The 18,472-nt window shown below is 72.9% G+C and carries 13 protein-coding genes; 5 read left to right on the forward strand and 8 right to left on the reverse strand.

What is annotated here, in order from left to right; genetic code table 11:
* Positions 1-103 precede the first annotated feature (103 nt).
* Positions 104-916, forward strand: coding sequence for a sugar phosphate isomerase/epimerase family protein (locus ABEA93_RS28435; protein ID WP_345678669.1), 813 nt, complete (start codon positions 104-106; stop codon positions 914-916).
* An 85-nt stretch (positions 917-1,001) separates the two neighbouring features.
* Here the strand turns inward: ABEA93_RS28435 and ABEA93_RS28440 are convergent, their stop codons facing one another.
* Complete coding sequence (locus ABEA93_RS28440; RefSeq protein WP_345678670.1) at positions 1,002-1,664, reverse strand: maleylpyruvate isomerase mycothiol-dependent enzyme family protein; 663 nt, start codon at positions 1,662-1,664, stop codon at positions 1,002-1,004.
* Positions 1,665-2,037: 373 nt separating this feature from the next.
* Positions 2,038-3,168 carry a serpin family protein gene (locus tag ABEA93_RS28445; protein ID WP_345678671.1) on the reverse strand — a complete coding sequence of 377 codons (1,131 nt, stop codon included), beginning with the start codon at positions 3,166-3,168 and terminating at the stop codon, positions 2,038-2,040.
* 276 nt (positions 3,169-3,444) lie between these two features.
* Between ABEA93_RS28445 and ABEA93_RS28450 the strand changes: the two genes are divergently transcribed.
* The 4 genes from ABEA93_RS28450 (at position 3,445) to ABEA93_RS28465 (ending at position 8,020) form a co-directional block, all read left to right on the forward strand.
* Positions 3,445-4,824 (forward strand): IS30 family transposase, encoded by a 1,380-nt coding sequence (locus ABEA93_RS28450; RefSeq protein WP_345678699.1) that lies wholly within the window; start codon positions 3,445-3,447, stop codon positions 4,822-4,824.
* 160 nt (positions 4,825-4,984) lie between these two features.
* The gene (locus ABEA93_RS28455; protein WP_345678672.1) at positions 4,985-5,542 is read left to right on the forward strand and encodes a nuclear transport factor 2 family protein; all 558 of its coding nucleotides are present in this window, start codon (positions 4,985-4,987) and stop codon (positions 5,540-5,542) included.
* A 132-nt stretch (positions 5,543-5,674) separates the two neighbouring features.
* The gene (locus ABEA93_RS28460) at positions 5,675-7,303 is read left to right on the forward strand and encodes a purple acid phosphatase family protein (RefSeq protein WP_345678673.1); all 1,629 of its coding nucleotides are present in this window, start codon (positions 5,675-5,677) and stop codon (positions 7,301-7,303) included.
* 168 nt (positions 7,304-7,471) lie between these two features.
* A complete protein-coding gene (locus ABEA93_RS28465) occupies positions 7,472-8,020 on the forward strand; it encodes a YndJ family transporter (RefSeq protein ID WP_345678674.1) in 549 nt (182 codons plus the stop codon).
* Between the two features lie 21 nt (positions 8,021-8,041).
* Here the strand turns inward: ABEA93_RS28465 and ABEA93_RS28470 are convergent, their stop codons facing one another.
* From ABEA93_RS28470 to ABEA93_RS28495, 6 genes are all read right to left on the reverse strand, one after another.
* Positions 8,042-12,640, reverse strand: coding sequence for a hypothetical protein (locus tag ABEA93_RS28470; RefSeq protein ID WP_345678675.1), 4,599 nt, complete (start codon positions 12,638-12,640; stop codon positions 8,042-8,044).
* 106 nt (positions 12,641-12,746) lie between these two features.
* Complete coding sequence (locus tag ABEA93_RS28475) at positions 12,747-13,565, reverse strand: hypothetical protein (RefSeq protein ID WP_345678700.1); 819 nt, start codon at positions 13,563-13,565, stop codon at positions 12,747-12,749.
* An 83-nt stretch (positions 13,566-13,648) separates the two neighbouring features.
* Complete coding sequence (locus ABEA93_RS28480; RefSeq protein WP_345678701.1) at positions 13,649-15,208, reverse strand: hypothetical protein; 1,560 nt, start codon at positions 15,206-15,208, stop codon at positions 13,649-13,651.
* A gap of 472 nt (positions 15,209-15,680) precedes the next feature.
* Entirely contained in the window at positions 15,681-17,171 is a 1,491-nt protein-coding gene (locus tag ABEA93_RS28485) for a HEAT repeat domain-containing protein (protein WP_345678676.1), read from the reverse strand.
* Between the two features lie 190 nt (positions 17,172-17,361).
* Entirely contained in the window at positions 17,362-17,838 is a 477-nt protein-coding gene (locus ABEA93_RS28490; RefSeq protein WP_345678677.1) for a hypothetical protein, read from the reverse strand.
* A 303-nt stretch (positions 17,839-18,141) separates the two neighbouring features.
* Entirely contained in the window at positions 18,142-18,372 is a 231-nt protein-coding gene (locus tag ABEA93_RS28495; protein ID WP_345678678.1) for a hypothetical protein, read from the reverse strand.
* Positions 18,373-18,472 lie beyond the last annotated feature (100 nt).

The following is an 18,472-nucleotide window of genomic DNA, read 5'->3' on the forward strand; positions in this document are numbered from 1 at the left end:
TTCGATTAGTCGAACTGGGGTGTCGAAAATTGCCTGTTTCTGGGGTAGCGTCGGGCGCCCGCCCTCGGACTCGCCGGGGGCCGCCGCGACGGGAGTGCGCGACGTGCCGACGTTTTGCCTCAACACCTTCACGTTCTCGCCGTTCGCGGGGGCACCGAAGCCGGTCGACTTCGCGGAGCTGCTGGACGGTGTGCGCGCGGCCGGTTTCGAGGCGCTGAGTCTGGACGCGTTCACGCTGGCGGCGTACCGCGAGGCCGGCGCGTCGTACGAGCAGCTCGCCGCGCAGGTCGCCGCTGCCGGGCTGACGTGTCCGGAGATGCTGGGCTTCGTGGTGGCGGAGGACGAGGCGTCGACGTTGGACGGGGCACGACAAGTCGCCGAAGCCATCGCGGCGTTCGGCGCGTCGTTCGCGCTGGGCATGGTGACGATCGCGCCGGATGCCCGGTGCCGCGACCTGTTCGCGGGTTGTGCGGAGATCATCGCGGCGGCGGGCGGGAAGGCGGCCGTGGAGTTCCTGCCGTTCAGCCCGGTGGCGACGGTTGCGGACGCGCGGGCGTTGGTGCGGCACGCGGGCACGGACCGGGCGGGCGTGCTGGTCGACTCGTGGCATGTCTTCCACGGGCCGGGCAGCCTGGACGACGTCCGGGCGCTGCCGGTCGCGGAGTTCGGCTATGTGCAGCTCGACGACCATCCGCGGGCGCTCGGGCCCGATGCCGACCTGTACACCGAGTGCATGACCGGTCGCGTGATGCCCGGGGACGGGGTCTTCGATCTGGCGGCGTTCCGCGGGGCGGTGGAGGCGACCGGGTTCGACGGGGTGGTGAGCGTCGAGGTGATCAACCCGGAGCTGGCGGCGGCGGGGCCGGCGGCGTTCGCCGAGGCGGCGATGGCGGCGGTGCGCCGGGTGTGGAGCTGAGGGCGGCGCGGCCACAGCGGTTTGACGTTTCCGAGAATCGCTATCCGCAAAGCTACTTTCCGGATAGCGACTCCCGCCACAGCCATCAGCCCCGGTCGGCCTCGGGCCGGCTCTCCCACCTCCACTTGCCGACGACGCGGTCGCGGCCGGCCAGGTCGGCGCGGCCGGTGGCCCACAGCAGGGTCCGCCATGGGTCGGTGTCCTTCGGCACGGCCGGGAACAGCCGGTCGCGGACCCGGGCGCACAGGTCGGCCGGGGGTTCGAACGCGAGTCCGAGACCGCGCGCGACATCGTCCACGTGTACGAGCGTCTCGATGACGCCCATCGCGGCGAAGCCTTCCGGGTCGGAAACTCCGTAGCTGTGGAACCCGCGCACGTCCGGGCCCTTGACCGCGACGACCGCGGACAGCATGCCGCCGCTGACCTCGACGAGGTGGCACAACCCCGCAAGGCCGCTTTCGCGGTCGGCCCACAGGGAGTTCGACGGGCCTTCGGTGCGCGGCTGGGTCCACGCGAAGGGCGGGTAGTGCTGCGTCCAGGGGCGCGGCGCGGAGATCGCCGCGGCGTAGAACACCAGATCGTCGATGAGGTGTTCGACGGTTTCCCAGCAGGTCCAGGTGAGGGGTCCGGCGGCGGAGTCCCAATCGGCGTCGGTCGGGGCCGACTGGAACACGGCTACGGCAAGGGCGACGGCGTGGTCGACGTCGGCGGGAGCGACCGGGGTACGGTCGGCAAAGGCGTCAGGCATGCGCGCGACCCTAGCCGAGGGGCAGGTTGGCCGGGCCGGACATTTCCGGCCGAACAATCCGCCCACCATGCCACGCGTCTACGCGCCCAGCCCGCCACCCGCAAAGGCTTGAGGCGCGTGGCCGAACGGCCCGGCCACCCGGCCACCCGGCCACCCAGCCACCCGGCCACCCGCGAGGTCGGTCGCCCGCCCGGCCGCTTCTCCGCTCGGCGCTCGGCGCTCGGCGCTCGGCGCTCGGCGCTCGGCGCTCGGCGCTCGGCGCTCGGCGAATCGTCCGTTCGCCCAGCGTGTGCGCCGCCGCGACTGCCCCGGACGACGCTCGACCGCCCGTACGACGCACTTCCCCGACGTCATGACGGCGCGCGCCGCCACGTCAGGCCCCTGGCACCGCCGCCTGGTACGCGGCGAACAACGGCACCGTCCCGGACGCGTCCATCACCGCGCAGGCGAACGGGCGGTCGAATGCCAGGTCCAGAATCCGCTTCCTCGTGGGCGAGAAGCTCATCCGCACCATCGTCACCGACGTCACGGCCGCGGCTTCGACGCCCTCCTCGTCCACCTTGACGAGTGATTCCTGCACCACGTCCTCGATGCACAGCGGCTCGTCGGCCAGCGCCGCGAAGTCGGCAGCGTGCGCGTCGAGCGCGGCGTGGACACCGAGCGCGGGCAGGTGCGCGGCGACGTCCAGCGTCGTACGCAGTGCGAACCGGGGCAGCGCCAGGGCGACTTCGTCGTACTCGAGCGGCGTGCCCGCGCGGCGCGGCGCCCAGGCGGCGGACATCACCGGCGCGGGCGGCGCGCCTTCGGGGCCGAGCGCGAATCGTATGAGCGCGGGACGCTCCCCGGCGCAGGCGAGTTCCACGACATGGACCGGCCCGAGGTGCGCACCGATCGTCCACGCGTCGGCGGCAGCCAACGTGCGGTGCATCATCGGTACCGGCGCGGGCGTTCCCGAAGCTGGTGTGAAGTCACGCGGACGAGTGAAGTCGGGATCGAACGGAGTCCCCCACCGCGCTTTGAGCGCCAGCACGTTGGCGAGGAGCAGCCGGACGGTCGGTGCCACGTCCACCGGCAGCTGCGTGATCAGTCCGCCGGTGGCGTCGGCCACCCACGCGTCGATCGCCGCGCGACCCGCCAACGGGCCGAAGCCGATTCCGGGAAGCGACGCGCGGAAGGCGTCGCGCAGCGGGGTCGCACTCCAGAGTCCGGTGGCCACGGCGAGCGCGTCGGTCGCGCCCAACTCCGCCGCCGCCGCGGACACCGCGGGCGCCGCTTCCGGGCCCGCGACGCCGAGCAGGTCGGCGAGTTCGTCCGCCGTCTCGCCCTCCGCGCCGCACGCGACCGCCGCCAGCGCGAGCCACAGCCCCGCGGGCGAACACACCGCGTTCCCGCCGGCGGACGCCACCGCCGGATCCGACAACACGCCGTCGAGCCACCGCGAACCCAGCTCGCGGATCTCGCCGGCGTACTCGCGCACGGTCATGGTGGTGTCGCCGTCCGGCATCGCTCCGCCCCGTCTCGCCCGGTGAGTGATCGTCGCTTCGACGCTACCCCGGTTCGGCGTCGGCTGGGCTACACGCCCCACCGCAGCCTCACCACTTTGCTTCCGCCGCACTTCGGGGCCCTCCCTCTCCCGCTGTCACTGGGAGACGTCGCGTCAGGGCCCCTCCCCCGCCTCCGCCGCCGCCGGATCACTCCGACCCACGCAGTCTCGGCGGATTCAATCGGTTGTCGCAACACCTCGTCGTAGCGGGGGCGTTCGGTGGTTCGTCGCCAGCAAATGGCAGACCGGGCGATTCGCCCGGCGATGAGGTCGCCTGGTCATCCCAAGTTCCAGCGCGAGGTCGAGGCCGCGTTCTGGGCGGAGATCGCGAAGGGGTTGTTGCCCCCGGAGGCAGCAGCCGCGGTCGGTGTGTCGCAGCCGGTCGGGCAGCGGTGGTTCCGCAACGCTGGCGGCATGCCGCCCTTCGACCTCAAACAGCAGCGGTCAGGCCGCTACCTTTCCTTCGCTGAACGCGAGGAGATCGCGCTGCTGAAGGCTCAGGGCAAGGGGGTCAGGGAGATCGGCCGCGCGATCGGCCGCGACCCCGGGACGGTCTCCCGTGAACTGCGTCGCAATGCCGCCACCCGCGGTGGGAAGCCCGAGTACCGTGCGTCGGTCGCCCAGTGGAAGGCCGACCTCGCCGCACAGCGTCCGAAGGCCGCGAAACCGGCCGCTGATCCCCGGCTGCGCGAGTACGTCCAAGAGCGGCTGTCCGGGCAGATCGTCAGGCCCGACGGCACTGCGGTGGCGGGCCCGCCACCGCCGCGGTGGACCGGCAACAACAAGCCGCACCGCAAGGACAGGGCCTGGGTGCGGGGTTGGAGCCCGGAGCAGATAGTCAACCGGATCAGGCTCGACTTCCCCGAAGATGAGTCCATGCGGATCAGCCACGAGGCGATCTACCAGTCGCTCTACATCGAAGGCCGCGGCGCGCTCAAGCGCGAACTGGTCTGGTGCCTCCGCACGGGACGGGCACTGCGCGCCCCCCGGGAGCGCTCCCGGCGCAGGGCCTGGGCGCACGTCACGCCCGAGACCCTGATCAGCGAACGTCCCGCCGAAGCCGAGGACCGTGCTGTTCCCGGCCATTGGGAAGGGGATCTGCTGATCGGGTTGGAGCGCTCGGCCGTCGGCACGGTCGTCGAGCGCACCACGCGGTTCACGATGCTGGTGCACCTGCCCCGTGAGGAGGGCTACCGGCACAAGGCGACGCCGAAGAACGGTCCGGCGCTGGCGGGTTACGGCGCGACCACGATGAAGAACGCGCTGGCCGACACGATGTCGACGCTGCCGGCGCAGTTGGCGCGCTCGGTGACCTGGGACCGCGGCAAGGAGATGTCGGCCCACGCGAAGTTCACAGTGGAGACCGGAATCCCGGTCTTCTTCGCCGACCCACAGTCGCCCTGGCAACGCGGCACCAACGAGAACACCAACGGCCTGCTGCGTCAGTACTTCCCCAAGGGCACCGACCTGTCCCGGTGGTCAGCCGAGGAGATCGAAGCCGTCGCACACACCCTGAACACCAGACCACGCAAGACGCTGGGTTGGAAAACCCCAGCCGAGGCCTTCAACGAGCATCTACTGTCACTCCAACAAGCCGGTGTTGCATCCACCAGTTGAATCCGGTCTCTTCAGCCCGGTAACACCCCGTCCAACCCGAAAAGCCCACCCTGTGGAAAACCCATCCACCCACCGCCCAACCACCCACAACACTCGCCCGCGCGACGCCGACCCCCAAAGGCCCCTGGCGTATACATCCCCCCACCGCCAGAATCCCGCGATGAGCACCAAACCCGACCACACCACCCCCGACCCCCTCCACCACCTCCTCGCCCGCCAGGAGATCCACGACGTCGTCCTCCGCTACTGCCGCGGCGTCGACCGGCTGGATCTCGACACCGTCCGGGCCTGCTACCACCCCGACGCCACCGACGAACACGGCAGCTTCACCGGCGACGTCGACGCCTTCCTCGCCTGGATCGGCCGCCTGCTGCCCCGCTACACGATGACCATGCACGTCGTCGCGAACCACCTCGTCGAGTTCGCCGGCCCGGAGCTCGCCCGCGCCGAGACGTACGGCATCGCCTACCACCGCAGCGAAGGCGGCGACCCTCGCGGCAACCTGACCACCGGTTTCCGCTACATCGACGACTTCGCCCGGCGCGACGGCGCATGGCGCATCGCCAAGCGCGTGGCGACCACCGAATGGGTCCGCATCGACGACGCGGCCGGCCAGTGGCCGGTCCCGGACGGCATGCTCACCGGCCGCCGCGACCGTGAAGACCCGGTCTACGCGCCGTTGTCCGACCCGGAACACGACGCCGATCCGACAGCCTGACGACGTTTTCCGGACATCCCGGCAACACCTCGGGAAACTCTCACTGGACGCAATGTTGAACCTTGTTTTCTTGCGTCCAGCTCAATACGGTCCTCGCGGCGGGGGGCAGGCACCGACGAGAAGAGGGGTTCCATGGCGATATCGCGCAGGTCCGTACTCACCGGAGGCGGCGCCGCGAGCGCCGCACTCGTCGTCGGGGGCGCGGCGGCCACTCCGGCCGCCGCGGCCGACGACCCGGCGGGGACGCCCGGCTCCGCGCTGCTGTGGGACAAGCCGGGCGCCCTCGGCGCACCCAGCGTCACGGGCCTCCACCTCCAGTTCGGCGCGGACGCGTCGCGCGAGGTGGTGGTGTCCTGGCTGACCCTCCAACCGGTGGCGAAGCCTCATGTGCAGTACGGCACCGCGGAGGCCGGACTCGGCCGCAGCGTGGAGGCGGAGACGCGGCACTACCGCGACGGCCTCAACAACATCGAGGTCTTCGTCCACCACGCCCGTCTGACGAAGCTTCAGCCGGGCACGCGGTACGTCTACTTCGCGAGCCACCAGGGCTCGACACCGGAAAGCGGCGTGTTCGAGACCGCGCCGCGCGGCCGTCAGCCGTTCACGTTCACCAGCTTCGGCGACCAGGGCACCCCGAACCTCCGCAAGGAGGTCAAGCTCCCGCCGGGCACGCCGTCCCCGAACGGCCCGTACCCGATGTACACCGCCGACGCGGTCGGCACGCAGGCCTCCGCCGACATCGTCGCCGCGATCGAGCGCGTCAACCCGCTGTTCAACCTGGTCAACGGCGACCTCTGCTACGCGTCGATCGGCGCGATCTTCGGCGGCGCCAACCGTGTGCAGACGTGGGCGGACTGGTTCATCAGCAACAGCCGGTCGGCGCGTTTCCGGCCGTGGATGCCGTGCGTCGGCAACCACGAGAACGAGAAGAACAACGGCCCGGTCGGCGCGGCGGCCTACCAGGCGTACTTCACCACGCCGGATGCCGGCGCGGACGACGAGCTCAAGGGCCTCTGGTACGCGTTCACCGCAGGTTCGGTGCGTATCATCAGCCTCGCCAACTGCGACGTGACCTACGAGGACGGCGGCGACTCCTACATCCGCGGCTACTCCGGCGGCGCACAACGCCGCTGGCTGGAACGCGAGTTGAAGACGGCCCGTGCGGACCGCGACATCGACTGGATCGTCGTCTGCATGCACCAGCCGTTCATCTCCAGCAACAAGGGCGGCGGCAGCGACCTCGGCGTGCGCGAGGCGTGGGGCCCGCTGTTCGACCAGTACGGCGTCGACCTGGTGGTGAGCGGCCACGAGCACCACTACGAGCGTTCCCACCCGGTCCGCGGCCGTCTCCCCAACGAGACCCGCACTCCGACGCCGGTCTCCACCAAGCAGGACGTGATCGACACCGGCCTCGGCACCGTCCACATGATCATCGGCGGCGGCGGCAACTTCGCCACCTCGGAGAACACCCTTTTCGAACGCCCCCAGGGCCAGGTCGTCGTCGCCCTCAGCGACAAGCCGAGCCCGATCCTGCCAGGACACAAGGACTCGGTGAAGGTCCTCGAGGACGCCCCGTGGGCGTCGGTCCAAGACCGCGTCCACAAGCACGGTTTCGCCGCGTTCGAGGTCGACCCGGGCGACAAGCGCTCGGGCCGCACGCGCATCAAGGTGACCTACTACACCTTCGACGGCGCCTACGCCGACCTGACCCCGGTCGACCGCTTCATCCTGGAGAAGGACCGCGCCGACGCGAGGCACTGACGCACGCGAAGCAACGTACGGGACGGCAACTGCCGGGCAGCCTGAGGCTGCCCGGCAGTTGCCGTCTGGGGCGCCCGCCCTGCCCCCACCTTGACCCCCGCCATTTGAACATGTTCAAATCAACCCCGTCAGCGACTTTTGAACACGTTCAATTCCGGAGCGTGGGCCATGGTGCTCCTCGTCAACCTGCTCGCCACCCTCGGCATCGCCGCGGTCTTCCCCGCGCGTCTGCGGCGGATCGACGACCCCTGCGTGCGGGCGCTCTCCCGGGTCTGGCTGCTGGCCGCCGTCCCCGGCGCGATCGCGGTGTGGATGCCTCGGGGCCCCGACGCCGTGGCGATGACCGGGCTCTACGCCGCGGCCGCCATCGCCCTCGCCGGCTGCGTGCCCCTCCGCTTGGCACGCGCGAAAGCCACCACACCACACGAACTCACGCTGATCGCCGCTCTCCTGATCCCCCTCGGCGCGGCCGCCGCTCAGCTCGCCGACCGCGCCAACGGCGATTTCGGGCACCTCACGGCGCCCGAGCTCGCCCTCGCCGCCGCGCTCCTGCACCTCGGCGCCGCCACAGCCGCAGTCCGCGCCGCCGGCAACGACGCCCTACGCAACCGCTCCAGCACCAGCACCAGCACCAGCACCAGCAAGAGCACCGGCCGTGCCGCGTCCTCTCCCGAACCGCCCCGCCGACTCACCCCCGTCGCCGGCGCAGCCCAATAGCCAACCCCGAAGCAGCGTCCGCTACGGGACACTGACCCCCGGCGCATCCCGCAGCATCGGCGCATCCGTCTCCGTCTCCGCCTCGCCCACCGCGACCACAGCCGCAGCCGGCTGCCGGAACACCCGCGTCGCGTGGATCTGCCCCAGCCCCTCCGGAATCTCCGGGTCGGGCTGCGGCAACCCCGGCCGCAGGTGCTCCTCCACCGAGATGTACTTCAACCCGGCCCGCAGGTCCGCATCGTTCCGCAGCCGCACGACCAGCGGGAACTCCGCCAGCGCCGTCGTGTCGAACAGGCCCGTCGTGTAGATCAGCTGCACGCCGAGCGCGTCCGCGACCGCCCGCTGCAGCTCCAGCAGGTACGACGCGTTCGCTCGCCCGATCGGGTTGTCCAGGAACAACGTCCCCGCATGCCGGTGCCGGGCGCGTCCGCGGTCGTTCGACCGCAGCGCCGCCATCGTGCAGTACAAGGCGATGGCCGCGGTCAGCAGCTGGCCGCCGGAGAACACGTCGCCCATCTGCCCCACCGGGACACGCTCGGCGCGCAGCACGGAGTCCGGCTTGAGGATCTCGACCTGCACGCCTCGCGGTTCCAGGCCCGCATGCACGCTCCGCAGGAGCAGCGTCATGCCGTCGCGCCGCACTGCCGGGCCGGCCTTCCGGGCCGCGCGGGTGGCTTCGTCGACGACCTCGCCCAGGCGTTCGGACAAGTGGGCCGCGTCCGGGTCGTCGAAGCGGATCCGCAGGAATTCCTGCCCCGACCACTCGCCCAGTTCTTCCGGCAGCCGCGACAGCCGCTGGGCTGCCCGCAGGGTGGTCAGCGACGCTTCCACCATGCCGCGGAGCCGGTCGACGATGCTGTCGCGATTGCGTTCGATCTGGGCGAGTTCGTCGGTGAGGACACGCAGCCGCGGTTCGAACGCCGCCGCCCAGGCGAGCGCGTGTTCGGGCAGGGCGGACAGCGGCAGTTCGCGGATCTGCTGCCGCGCCGGCATCCGGACCTGTTCGAACTTGGCCGCACCCGCATGCCGGACGACCGCTTCGGCTCGCTCCCGCACCTGGCCTTCGGCTGCGGACAGTTCGCCGGCGGCGGTGCGCAGTGCCCGTCGGCAGGATGTGGCCGCGTCGCGGGCTTCCGCCGTGGTGCCCTCGAACGCCGGTGTCTCGTCTTCGTCGGACGTGTGTGCTTCGGCGGGCAGCGTGTCGGTGAGGGACACGGACACTTCGGCGAAGCTGGACGCCGAGGTCTCCGCGTCGGTCAGGGCCCGGACCAGACGGGTGTGGGCGTCGCGCGCGGTTTCCACCTGGTCGGTGCAGGCGGCGTGTTCGGCGGCGGCTTCGCGCAGGAGTTCCCGGGCGTGGGCCGGGTCGCGCGGGATGCGGTCCTCGGGGAGTTCGACGTGCGCGTCGCGGCCGTCGCCGGGGGCGTGCCGTTCGACCTCGCCGCGCAGGCGGCCGAGGAGTTCGTTGGCGGCGTCGGCGCGGCCTTCGAGTGTGCGGACGTGTTCCTCGGCGCGGCCGGCCGCGGCCAGTCGGGACGGGCCGTCCGCGCCGTCCGGACCTTCCAGCAGTTCCGCGGCGTGCCGCCGGACCCGGGCCGACAGCCGGTCCAGTGCGGCTTGTGCGGCGGCTTGTTCACTTTCCGCGCGGGCCTGTTCGGCGCGCAGGTCGGCGCCGACGCCGACCTTGTCGTACAGCACCGACGCGGTCCGGTAAGCCTCGCGCAGCGCCGGCAGGGCGGCCGGCGGTGTGCCGTCGGCCGTTTCGGCTTCGTCCGGTGCGCCGCTGATGTCGGCGCGTTCTTCGAGCAGGGCGCGGGCGGTGCGGCGGGCGTCGTCGGCGGCGCGCTGGGCGTGGCGGCGGTCCTGGTCGGCGGCGCGGGCGAGGGTGAGGCTGGCTTCGGCGGCGCGTTCGTGTTCGCCGGTCTCCTGGTCGAGTTCGCGGATGCGCCGGGTCCAGCCGGCGCGTTCGCGGAGTCGGAAGGCGAGGCCGGCGAGGGTGTCGGCGCGGCGGCGGGCGAGTTGGGCGGCGTCCATGCGCCGGTCGCGCTGTTCGGTGGCGCGGGCGCGGGCGGTTTCGGCGGTGTCCGCGGCGGCTTGGGCGGCGGTTCCGGCGGCGCGGGCGTCGACGAGGGCTTCGGTGGCGGCGCGGACGGCGGCGACGAGTTCGGCGACGCGGCCTTCCGGACAGGCGGTTCGCCAGGCGGCGAGGCGTCCGGCGAGGGTGCGGTCGCCGTCGAGGCGGGCGGCTCGGGCGCGGATGGCGTCGTCGCGGTCGGTCGCGCGGCGGCGCAGGGCTTGGCGTTCGGTGTCCGCGGCGCGTTCGTCGTGCATGGCGGGGTTCGGCGGGACGAGGAACACCGCGTCGCCGCCGCCGGTTTCGTTGCGTGCCGTGAGCAGGGCGTCGGGGGTGCCGACGGCGACGGCGGAGCGGGGCAGGAGTGCGGCTTCGGCGAGGGCTTCGCGGGCGCGCTGCATTTCGGTGGGGGCGGTGACGATGACGCCGTCGACGAGGTCGGGGTGGGCGTCGAGGACGGCGGCGTGGCGTTCCGCGGGGACGGATTGGGCGAGGTAGCGCCAGCCGGGCAGGGCGGGGATGCCGTGTTCGCCGAGGAATTCGACGGTGGCGAGGACGTCGGGGCTGGGCGGCAGGAGTCCGCCGTCGCCGAGTGCGGCGAGGATGCGGGTGTCTTCGGCGGCGTCGGTGCGCAGCTGGAACAGGGCTCGTTCGCCGTCGGCGACTGCGTCGCCGAGGAGTCCGGCGAGGATTTCGGCGGCCCGGTCGAGGACGGCGGCGGGGCCGGCCGGGTCGGCGTCGGCGGCTGCCTGGCCTTCCAGTCCCAGGAGTTCCCCTACCCGCGGTTCGTCGAGGAGTTCGCGGGCGGTGGCCCGGACGCCCGACAGGTCGTGTTCGGCGGCGGCCAGCCGGTCTGCCGCGCGGGCCGCGGCGAGCTGGGCGCGGCCGCTCTCGGCTTCCGCGTCGCGGACGGCGTTCGCGGCTTGTTCGACGCCGGTGCGGGCTTCCGCCCATGCCGCGGAGGCGGCTTTCTCTTCGGCTGCGGCGCGTTCGGCGGCTTCGGCCGGGTCGTCGTCCTCGGCGATCCAGCCGGCGTCGACGGCCTGGCCGAGTTCGCTGCCGACCTCGGCGAGGCGGGCGCGCAAGTGGACGGCTTCGCTGCGGGTGCGCTGCGATTCGGTGGCGGCGACGGTGGCGGCGCGCTGTGCGGCTTCGCCGCGTTCCTGGAGGTCGGCGGCGCGCTGTTCTTCCTCGTCGGCGCGTTCCTCGGCGACGCCGGCGGCGGCGTTGAGGGCGCGGACCAGTGCTCCGGCGGCGGCTTGGCGGGCGGCGAGGGCGGGGGCGGCATCGCGTTCGGCGGCCTGGATGGCGGTGGCGACGCGTTCGGCGCGGTCGGTCGCGGCGCGGTGCCGCAGGGCCGCTTCGGTGCCGAGCCAGGCGGCGTGCAGGCCGCGGGCGTCGGTGAGTTCGCGTTTGAGGGCGGCGGCGTCGCGTTCCGCGGCGGACAGGCGCATGCCCGCGTGCCGGTGGGTGATCTCGGCGGTGATGAGGGCGGTATGGGCGCGGGAGCGCTGTGCCGCGTCGACGGCTTCGGCGGCCGCGGCGACCTGGTCGGACAGGTCGGCGGCCCGGCCGCGTTCGCGTTCGGCGCGGTGGGCGAGGGCGCGGCCGAGGGTGCGGGCGTCCTGTTCGGCGGCGTGGTGGGCGGCGCGGTAGCGGCCGCGGCGGTCGGCGGCGTCGGCGAGCTGGTGGAGGAGGCCGGTGGCGCCTTCGACGAAGTCGCGTTCGGCCATGAGTTCGGCGCGCTGGGAGAGTTTGGCGGCGAAGCCGTCGACGAGGTCGGCGAGGCCGTCGGTGTCCGCGGTGTCGGTGACGGCGCGGAGCAGGAGGTCGACGAAGTCGGCGTCGTTCTTGACCGCGAACAGGCCCGCGGCCTCGCCTTCGTCGGCGTTCATTTCCCGCTGGTAGCGGAAGAGTTCGGGGTCGAGGCCGAGTTGGGTGAGGTGGTCGTTCCAGCGTTCGTGGATTTCCTCCCAGACGACGTCGACGTCCGGGTAGAGCTTGGCCGTTTCGGCGAGGGCGTCGCGGAAGCCGCGCATGGTGCGGCGGCGGCCGGACGACACGACCGGCAGGTCGTCGAGGGTGAGGCCGGGGCCGGGGCGGAACGAGTACCACGCCTCGGCGAACTTGCGCGGGTCCGAGGACACCTGGCGGCCGCGCCACTCGCTGACTTTGCCGACGACGACGAGTTCACCCGTGCGGGTGTGCTGCCATTCGAGAGCGACGTGCCCGCAGTCGTCCGCGAGGAGGAATTTGCGGAGCACGCCGGAGCTGGCGCCGCCGAGGGTGTTGCGGTGGCCGGGCAGCATGACGGAGAAGATCAGTTTGAGCAGCACGGATTTGCCGCCGCCGTTCTCCAGGAACAGCACGCCCGCGGGTGCCGGGCGGCGCGGCGGGCCGATCTGTTCGCCTTCGAACAGCTGGGCTTGGCGCGGTGCCGGTTCGGGCACCGGCTCGCCGACGCCGCGCAGGTCGAGCACGGTGTCGGCGTAGCGCGCACCCGCGGGCCCGATGGAGAACAGGCGGACGCGGGACAGCTCGTACATCGGTCTTCTCTCGGCTGGTTGGCGGGTCGTCGTCGGGGAGTGCGGCGGGGCTCGGCGGTGGGGCTGGGTGGTGGGGCGGGGTGGTGGGGCCCGTTGCCGGTGCGGGTCAGACGCCGTGGAACGGGAGTCCGGCGCCGGGGGCGAGTTCGGGTTCGCCGTCGGTGGGCGGTACCAGTGTCGGGGAGCCGTCCGACACGGGGACGATGCCGAGTTCGAGGAGTTCGCTCATGGCGGCGCTGCCCGCCATGTCGCGGACTTGGAGCTGGTAGCGGGCGGTGGTGCGGTAGGTGCCGCCGGATTCGTCGGAGACGCGCTGCAGGAATCCGGAGTCCACGAGGAAGGCGACGGCTTTGCCGACGATGCCGATCGTGGATGCGGAGAGGCGGCGGGCGTCTTTGGTGGCGCCGGTCGCGCTGCGGCGTGCGTACACGCGCCAGGCGGCTTCGAGGCCGGGCTGGTCGACGGCCGGGTCCGCGTTCGAACCGGCTTCTTCGGCGCGTTGTTCGAGGCGGCGGCAGGCTTGGCGGACGAACGCGTCGACGCCGTGCACGCTGAGCCGGCCGACGTAGGTGTCCTCGGCGAGGTCTTCGGGGCGCGGGAACGCCAGGGCCGCTATGGCGAGGTGGGCGAGACCGTGCAGGAACCGGTCGGCGGACTCGGTCGACGCGCGGCGTGCGTAGTCGCTCATCCGGACCGCGAACACCGAGTCCTCGGCGGCGGTCACCGCCATGCCGGCCCGCGGCGACACTTCGAGCACGACGAGGCCGAGACCGGCGGCGACGGCGTCGCACAGGGCCGCGAAGCGCGGGTCTTCGCGGTGCCGGCGGACGAGTTCGGCGTACTCCTGGTCGCGGGCCGGGAGCAGCTTGGGCTGCAGGCCGAAGGCGACGAGCCGGGCGGCGTCGCTCACGTCCGCGGGCGTCATCGGCGCCGCCGTGCCGGGGCGGCCGGCCTGGTCGGCGTCGGCGGGGCCGGGGATCGGACGGTCCGTCGTGGAGTGCAGGTCGGTCATGCGTTCGGTTGCCCGTCGGTCAGGTCGAAGGAAGCGTCGTGGAGGGGGGTGTCGAGCACGGTGTCGAGCGGGGCCGGCGCCGGGTCGTCCGCCATGTCGCCGGGGTCGGCGGCCGGTTCGGCGGCGAGCAGGGCCGTTCCGACGATCAGGTCGGCGCCGCCGACCTCGGGGTCGTCGAGGACCGCGCCGTCGTCGACGGCGACGAGGAGCGACCGGTCGCCCTGCCGCAGCGCGGTCCCGACCGGCGGCGACGCGGCGTGGAAGGCGAGCAGCGCGACCAGGTACGGCAGATCGGGGTCGCTCGCGCGTGCTTCCGCGAGCAGCCCGGACAGCCGCCGCGGCGCGTCGGGCGGAAGGTCGAGCAGCGCGGCGGCGGCATCGTGCTGGGCTTCGCTGTAGCGGCTGTCGTCCGGGGTGGCGACGAGGTCGGGTTCGGGTACTTCGGCGCCGAGGTGTTCGCGCTCGGCGGGCGGGGTCAGCAGCAGCTCGGCGAGGTCGTGCAGGCGCACGGACACGGGGGTGCGCAGGCCGGTGCCGGTCGCGAAGAACCGGTCGGTGACCGTGCGGGCGTCGCCGACCGGGAGTTCCAGGACCGGGCGCAGCAGTTGCCCGTACAGGTCGAGCCCGGGGCGCTGCGGCCGGGCCGCGAACGCCTGCCGGTCCTGTTCGGCGCGGAACAGCGGCCCGGCTTCCATGAGCCGGGTCTGGAGCTGGGTGTGGCGCCGGATGCAGTCCTGGACGATGTCGACGAGTTCGGCCGCGCCGCGCTTGTGCTCGGGTTCTTCGGCTTCGTCGCGGGCGCGGCGGATGTTGGTGAGGATCGCGTTCTCGTGCCGGTAGCGCTCGGCGACGTGGTCGAGGGCTTCGTCTATGAGGTCGGGGACGGCGTGCAGCCAGTCGACGGCGCGGACGTTGCGGCGGGTGGCCTCCAGCGCGCGGCGCAGCGTCTCGGCGTACTGGACGGTGCGGTAGCGGGCTTGTTCGGCGGCGAAGCGGGCTTCGGCGAGGCGGCCGCGGCGGATCAGGTGTTCGAGTTTGACCTCGGCGGCGATCTGCGCGCTGGTCACGTCGGTGTCGAGGGCGCCGACGAGGACGTTGACCGCTTCGTCGGTGGCGCGCAGGAAGATGTCGCCGTCCGGGCCGGGGACTTCTTCGAGGAGCTTGAAGTCGTAGTCGCGGCGGACATAGCCGTCGGCGGGCGTGTAGGTGCCGTAGACGGCGCGGAAGCCGCGGTCGACGCTGCCGACGTTGATGAGGTTCTCGAGCACCCAGCGGGCGACCCGTTCGTGTTCGGCGGGGCTGCGTTCGGGGGCTTGGGCGGCGACCCGGGGCCGGAGCCGGGCGACGACTTCCTCGTGGTCGGCACCCGTGTCGAAGTCCATCGTCACGGTGACCAGGTCGATCGCGGTGAGGCCCAGCTCGGCCATCGCATAGACGGTGTACTCGCCTGCGAGGTTGACCTTGCGCGCTTCGAGGTCGTGCAGTGGCGCGGTACAGGCCAGGGCCTTGAGCCGCCGTGCCAGGCCGTCTTCGGTCACGCCGGACCGGTACGGCATCGCCCCGGGAAGATGCGGGGTGCCAACAGGTGCAGCCTGGGCGGAAACGGTCACGGTCGACAAGACTAGAGCGTCCGGGCGACAGTCCTTGCCACCTCGAGGCGCCGTGCCCCGACGGGGATTCTAGCGGGGCGGCGGGGGCCTCGACGCATGTGCGCGGGTGGGTCCGGGGCCCTTGCCGGGAGCACCGCGGTCCGACCACGCAACCGCGGCACGTCCGTCGCTGCCTTCGGCCCGCGCGGGGTTCCCGCCGCCTCCCCCGCCCGGGCGTGCCGGAAAACGCGCGAGCGGCCCGTGGGGGTCTGCCCTGGGCCGCTCGTCGCGTCGTCGTGGTCGGTTGGGGGTGGTGGCCGCCGGGTGGGTTCGGGGGTGTCGGGGGCTCCCGAAGCCGCGGCGGCCGGTGGTGGGGTCGTTCAGCGGTTCCGGTGCGGCCGGTGCCGTGGTGGGACGGCCGGTCCGAAGTCCGGGTGCTTCACAGGGCCGCCAATCGTCGCCGCGCGGCGCTGCGGACGCCCTCGTCTTCCGAGGGGTCGCGGGCGAGTTCGCGGAAACGTTCCAGGACGCCGTCGACGGCAAGGTCCGCCCGGTCGACGGCGATGCGGCGGGTGCCCGCTTCGCAGTCCCACAGGCATTCCACCGCCGTGGTGCCGCCGAACGCGGGTTCTATCCGCGCCAGCGTGTCCACCGCGCGGCTGCGCAAGCCCGCGCACGGGCTGCCGAGGTAGACGTCCCGTACCGGTTCGACCGCGTCGACGAGGCCGAGTCGGCCGACGCCGTCCACGAGGTCGCCGAGGGCGAACCGGCGGTCGCCGCGGTGGTCGTGCCGACATCGCTGCAAGGCGGCGATCAGCACCGGGCCGTCGGCGGGTCCGCCCGCGCCGGCCAGTATCCGTACGGCGACGTCGCCGAGGGCGCCGTCCTTGCCCGCGCCGAGCCAGTCGCGGGCCCGGCCCACCGCCTCGCGGGTGCGCAGGCCGCCGACGGCTTGGACCGCGGCTTGGCGGACCACCGCGGGCGATTCGTCGCCGAGGGCGTTCTCGGCGAGGTCGAGGAGTGCGGGGTCGCCGAGGTCGCCGAGGTAGCGCAGTGCCGCGACGCGGGCGCCGGCGGCGCCGGACCAGGCCGCGGCCAGGATCAGCGCGCGGTGTTCGGCGGTGGCGACGGATGCGAGTCTTCTGCCGCAGACGAAGCTGCGTCTCGGGCTCGCGGCCGCCTCGGACAGCACCTGGTCGACCGTCGGCTGCATGCGCGGCGGCACCTGCGGTCCGTCGGCCGGTGCCGTGTCCTGTCCGGCCGCGGACTTGCCGCGGGCCAGTTCCCAGCGCCACCAGTCGAGGTCGACCTGTTCGACGATGGCCCGCATGCGGGCGTCCTGGAAGCCCCACACGCGCCAGGGGCGCATGCCGGTGCCCTGGCGGACGCAGTCGTACAGTTCGTCGTCCTCGCCGCGTTCCAGCGCGAGGGCGAGCATGCCGGACAGCGCGGCCGGGTCGGCCGCGCGGGCGAGGTGCTCGACGGCGAGCGTCCAGTCGCGGCCTTCCGCGGCGTAGCGGCGCAGCAGGGCGACGGCATCGGAGCGGCCCGCACGGGCGAGGGTGCCGAGGACGGCGAGCGGGAGCGCGGTGCGGTCCGCGTCCTCGTCGGTCCAGTCCTCGTCGCAGATCAGGTGTGCGGCGAGCGCGTCGAGGCCGGCGCCGAGCCGGTCGTACAAGCGCGCGTAGTACAAGGAGCGGGATTCGGTCGCCGGGACCGCGCGTGGATCTCGCAGGACGCAGGAGTCCAGCGCGGCGATCACTTCGGCGCGCGCGGCGGGGTCGGCGGTCGCGAGAGCGCGGCGCGCCCCGTCGCCGTGGCCGCTGCGCAGGCGCGCGAGCAGATCGCTGGGCGAGGGGCGGCCTGCCGGGGCCGCGGCGCCGGCGGCCGTGGCGGCCGTCTCGCGTGCGGCGTGTGCCCGACTGGTCATGACTTGTTCCTGGCTGGATCGAACATGTCGCCAGCATCCGACGCCCCGGATCAGGGGGCAACAGGATTTCACCGACATGAACCCCAGATGGCGATTTTGCCTCGCCTTTGCGTCGTGGTCACGGTGTGCTGGTCCCGTGGTCACACGGCGGCTATACGCGCGGTGCGGCGTGCCTGGTGTCCGGTGCCGGTCAACCCTGCCGCGGGAGGGTGATCCGGGGCCGGCGCCTGCGTACCGCCCGGTAGTCCTCACCCGGCAGCGGGGTGAGCATACGGGCCGGCACGAACGCCTGCTGCGCGCAGGTCCGGGTCTGGACCTCGCCGGCGTGCAGGACGGCACCCCAGACGGGCCAGGTGACCCGGGCCCGCCACGTCCCGTCGGCGTACTGGTGCCAGCTGACGAGGGTCACCTCGATGTGCTGGCCGTCCGGCAGCCGGAGCCGTACGCGCGGGGCCCGCGAGCGGCGGTGCCGCCGCCCGAACCCGGGCAGGGTGCGCAGGTCGGCGGGGGTGCCGGGGCCGAGCGTCTCGTCGGCGGGCTCCGGCGCCGGGCCGGGGACCCGCACCTCGTCGGTCGGCGGCGCGGTCGTGGTCGACGCGGCTTTGGTCGGGGTACGTCCCGGTCGACGCGCCGCACCGACGCCGGCCCCGGTCTTGCTGTGAGTCACGGCAGGCATTGTGGGGTGGGGGCGCCGGGTGGGTGGGGGAAGCGGTCGGCGGGTCGGTGATCCAACCACCCGTGTGGACCAGAGAACCCGACTTGCTTTGCCATCGGGCCCTCCCTCCTCCCACCGCTGTGTGGTCGGTCTCGCAGTGAAAGCCCCTCCCCCGCCTCCTCCGCCATCGGACGCATCCGACGCGCGCAGTCTCGCCTTGCCTCTCCCGCTCACGCACCCCGCTTCACTTCACCCTGTGGACAACCGAGGTTGTCCACAGGGCTCGCACTTGCGGCGTTCAGCCCCTCGACTCGGTCACGACACCACGCGCAGGTCCGGCGCCGCCGCCAGGTTCAGCCCCAGCATCGCCGCCAAGTCCTCGACCAGATTGGTCGCCTGAGCGGTCGTCAGGCGTTCGATCGTCCACTCCTCGGTCGGGCGGCCCTCGGCGTCGGTGTGCGGGCCGAACCGGAGTTCGACGGGACGCTCGGCGTCGGTCGAGCGCAGGACGGGGACGCGGGCGACCAGGGTGACGTTGTTCGACATGCGGTACTCCGTTCGGACGAAGGGCACAGCGCCCTCCGCGCAAATATCGACAATTCGCCCCACGTGCTTGAGTGGCCGTCGGAGTGACACGCTCCGCACG

Source organism: Yinghuangia aomiensis (assembly GCF_039542225.1).
Classification (GTDB): Bacteria; Actinomycetota; Actinomycetes; order Streptomycetales; family Streptomycetaceae; genus Yinghuangia; species Yinghuangia aomiensis.

Bases quoted from the DNA above. Each gene is read 5' to 3' on its own strand.
- ABEA93_RS28440 (WP_345678670.1), bottom strand. From the start codon at position 1,664: ATGCCTGACGCCTTTGCCGACCGTACCCCGGTCGCTCCCGCCGACGTC.
- ABEA93_RS28445 (WP_345678671.1), bottom strand. From the start codon at position 3,168: ATGCCGGACGGCGACACCACCATGACCGTGCGCGAGTACGCCGGCGAG.
- ABEA93_RS28450 (WP_345678699.1), top strand. From the start codon at position 3,445: ATGGCAGACCGGGCGATTCGCCCGGCGATGAGGTCGCCTGGTCATCCC.
- ABEA93_RS28455 (WP_345678672.1), top strand. From the start codon at position 4,985: ATGAGCACCAAACCCGACCACACCACCCCCGACCCCCTCCACCACCTC.
- ABEA93_RS28460 (WP_345678673.1), top strand. From the start codon at position 5,675: ATGGCGATATCGCGCAGGTCCGTACTCACCGGAGGCGGCGCCGCGAGC.
- ABEA93_RS28465 (WP_345678674.1), top strand. From the start codon at position 7,472: ATGGTGCTCCTCGTCAACCTGCTCGCCACCCTCGGCATCGCCGCGGTC.
- ABEA93_RS28470 (WP_345678675.1), bottom strand. From the start codon at position 12,640: ATGTACGAGCTGTCCCGCGTCCGCCTGTTCTCCATCGGGCCCGCGGGT.
- ABEA93_RS28475 (WP_345678700.1), bottom strand. From the start codon at position 13,565: ATGACGCCCGCGGACGTGAGCGACGCCGCCCGGCTCGTCGCCTTCGGC.
- ABEA93_RS28480 (WP_345678701.1), bottom strand. From the start codon at position 15,208: ATGCCGTACCGGTCCGGCGTGACCGAAGACGGCCTGGCACGGCGGCTC.
- ABEA93_RS28485 (WP_345678676.1), bottom strand. From the start codon at position 17,171: ATGACCAGTCGGGCACACGCCGCACGCGAGACGGCCGCCACGGCCGCC.
- ABEA93_RS28495 (WP_345678678.1), bottom strand. From the start codon at position 18,372: ATGTCGAACAACGTCACCCTGGTCGCCCGCGTCCCCGTCCTGCGCTCG.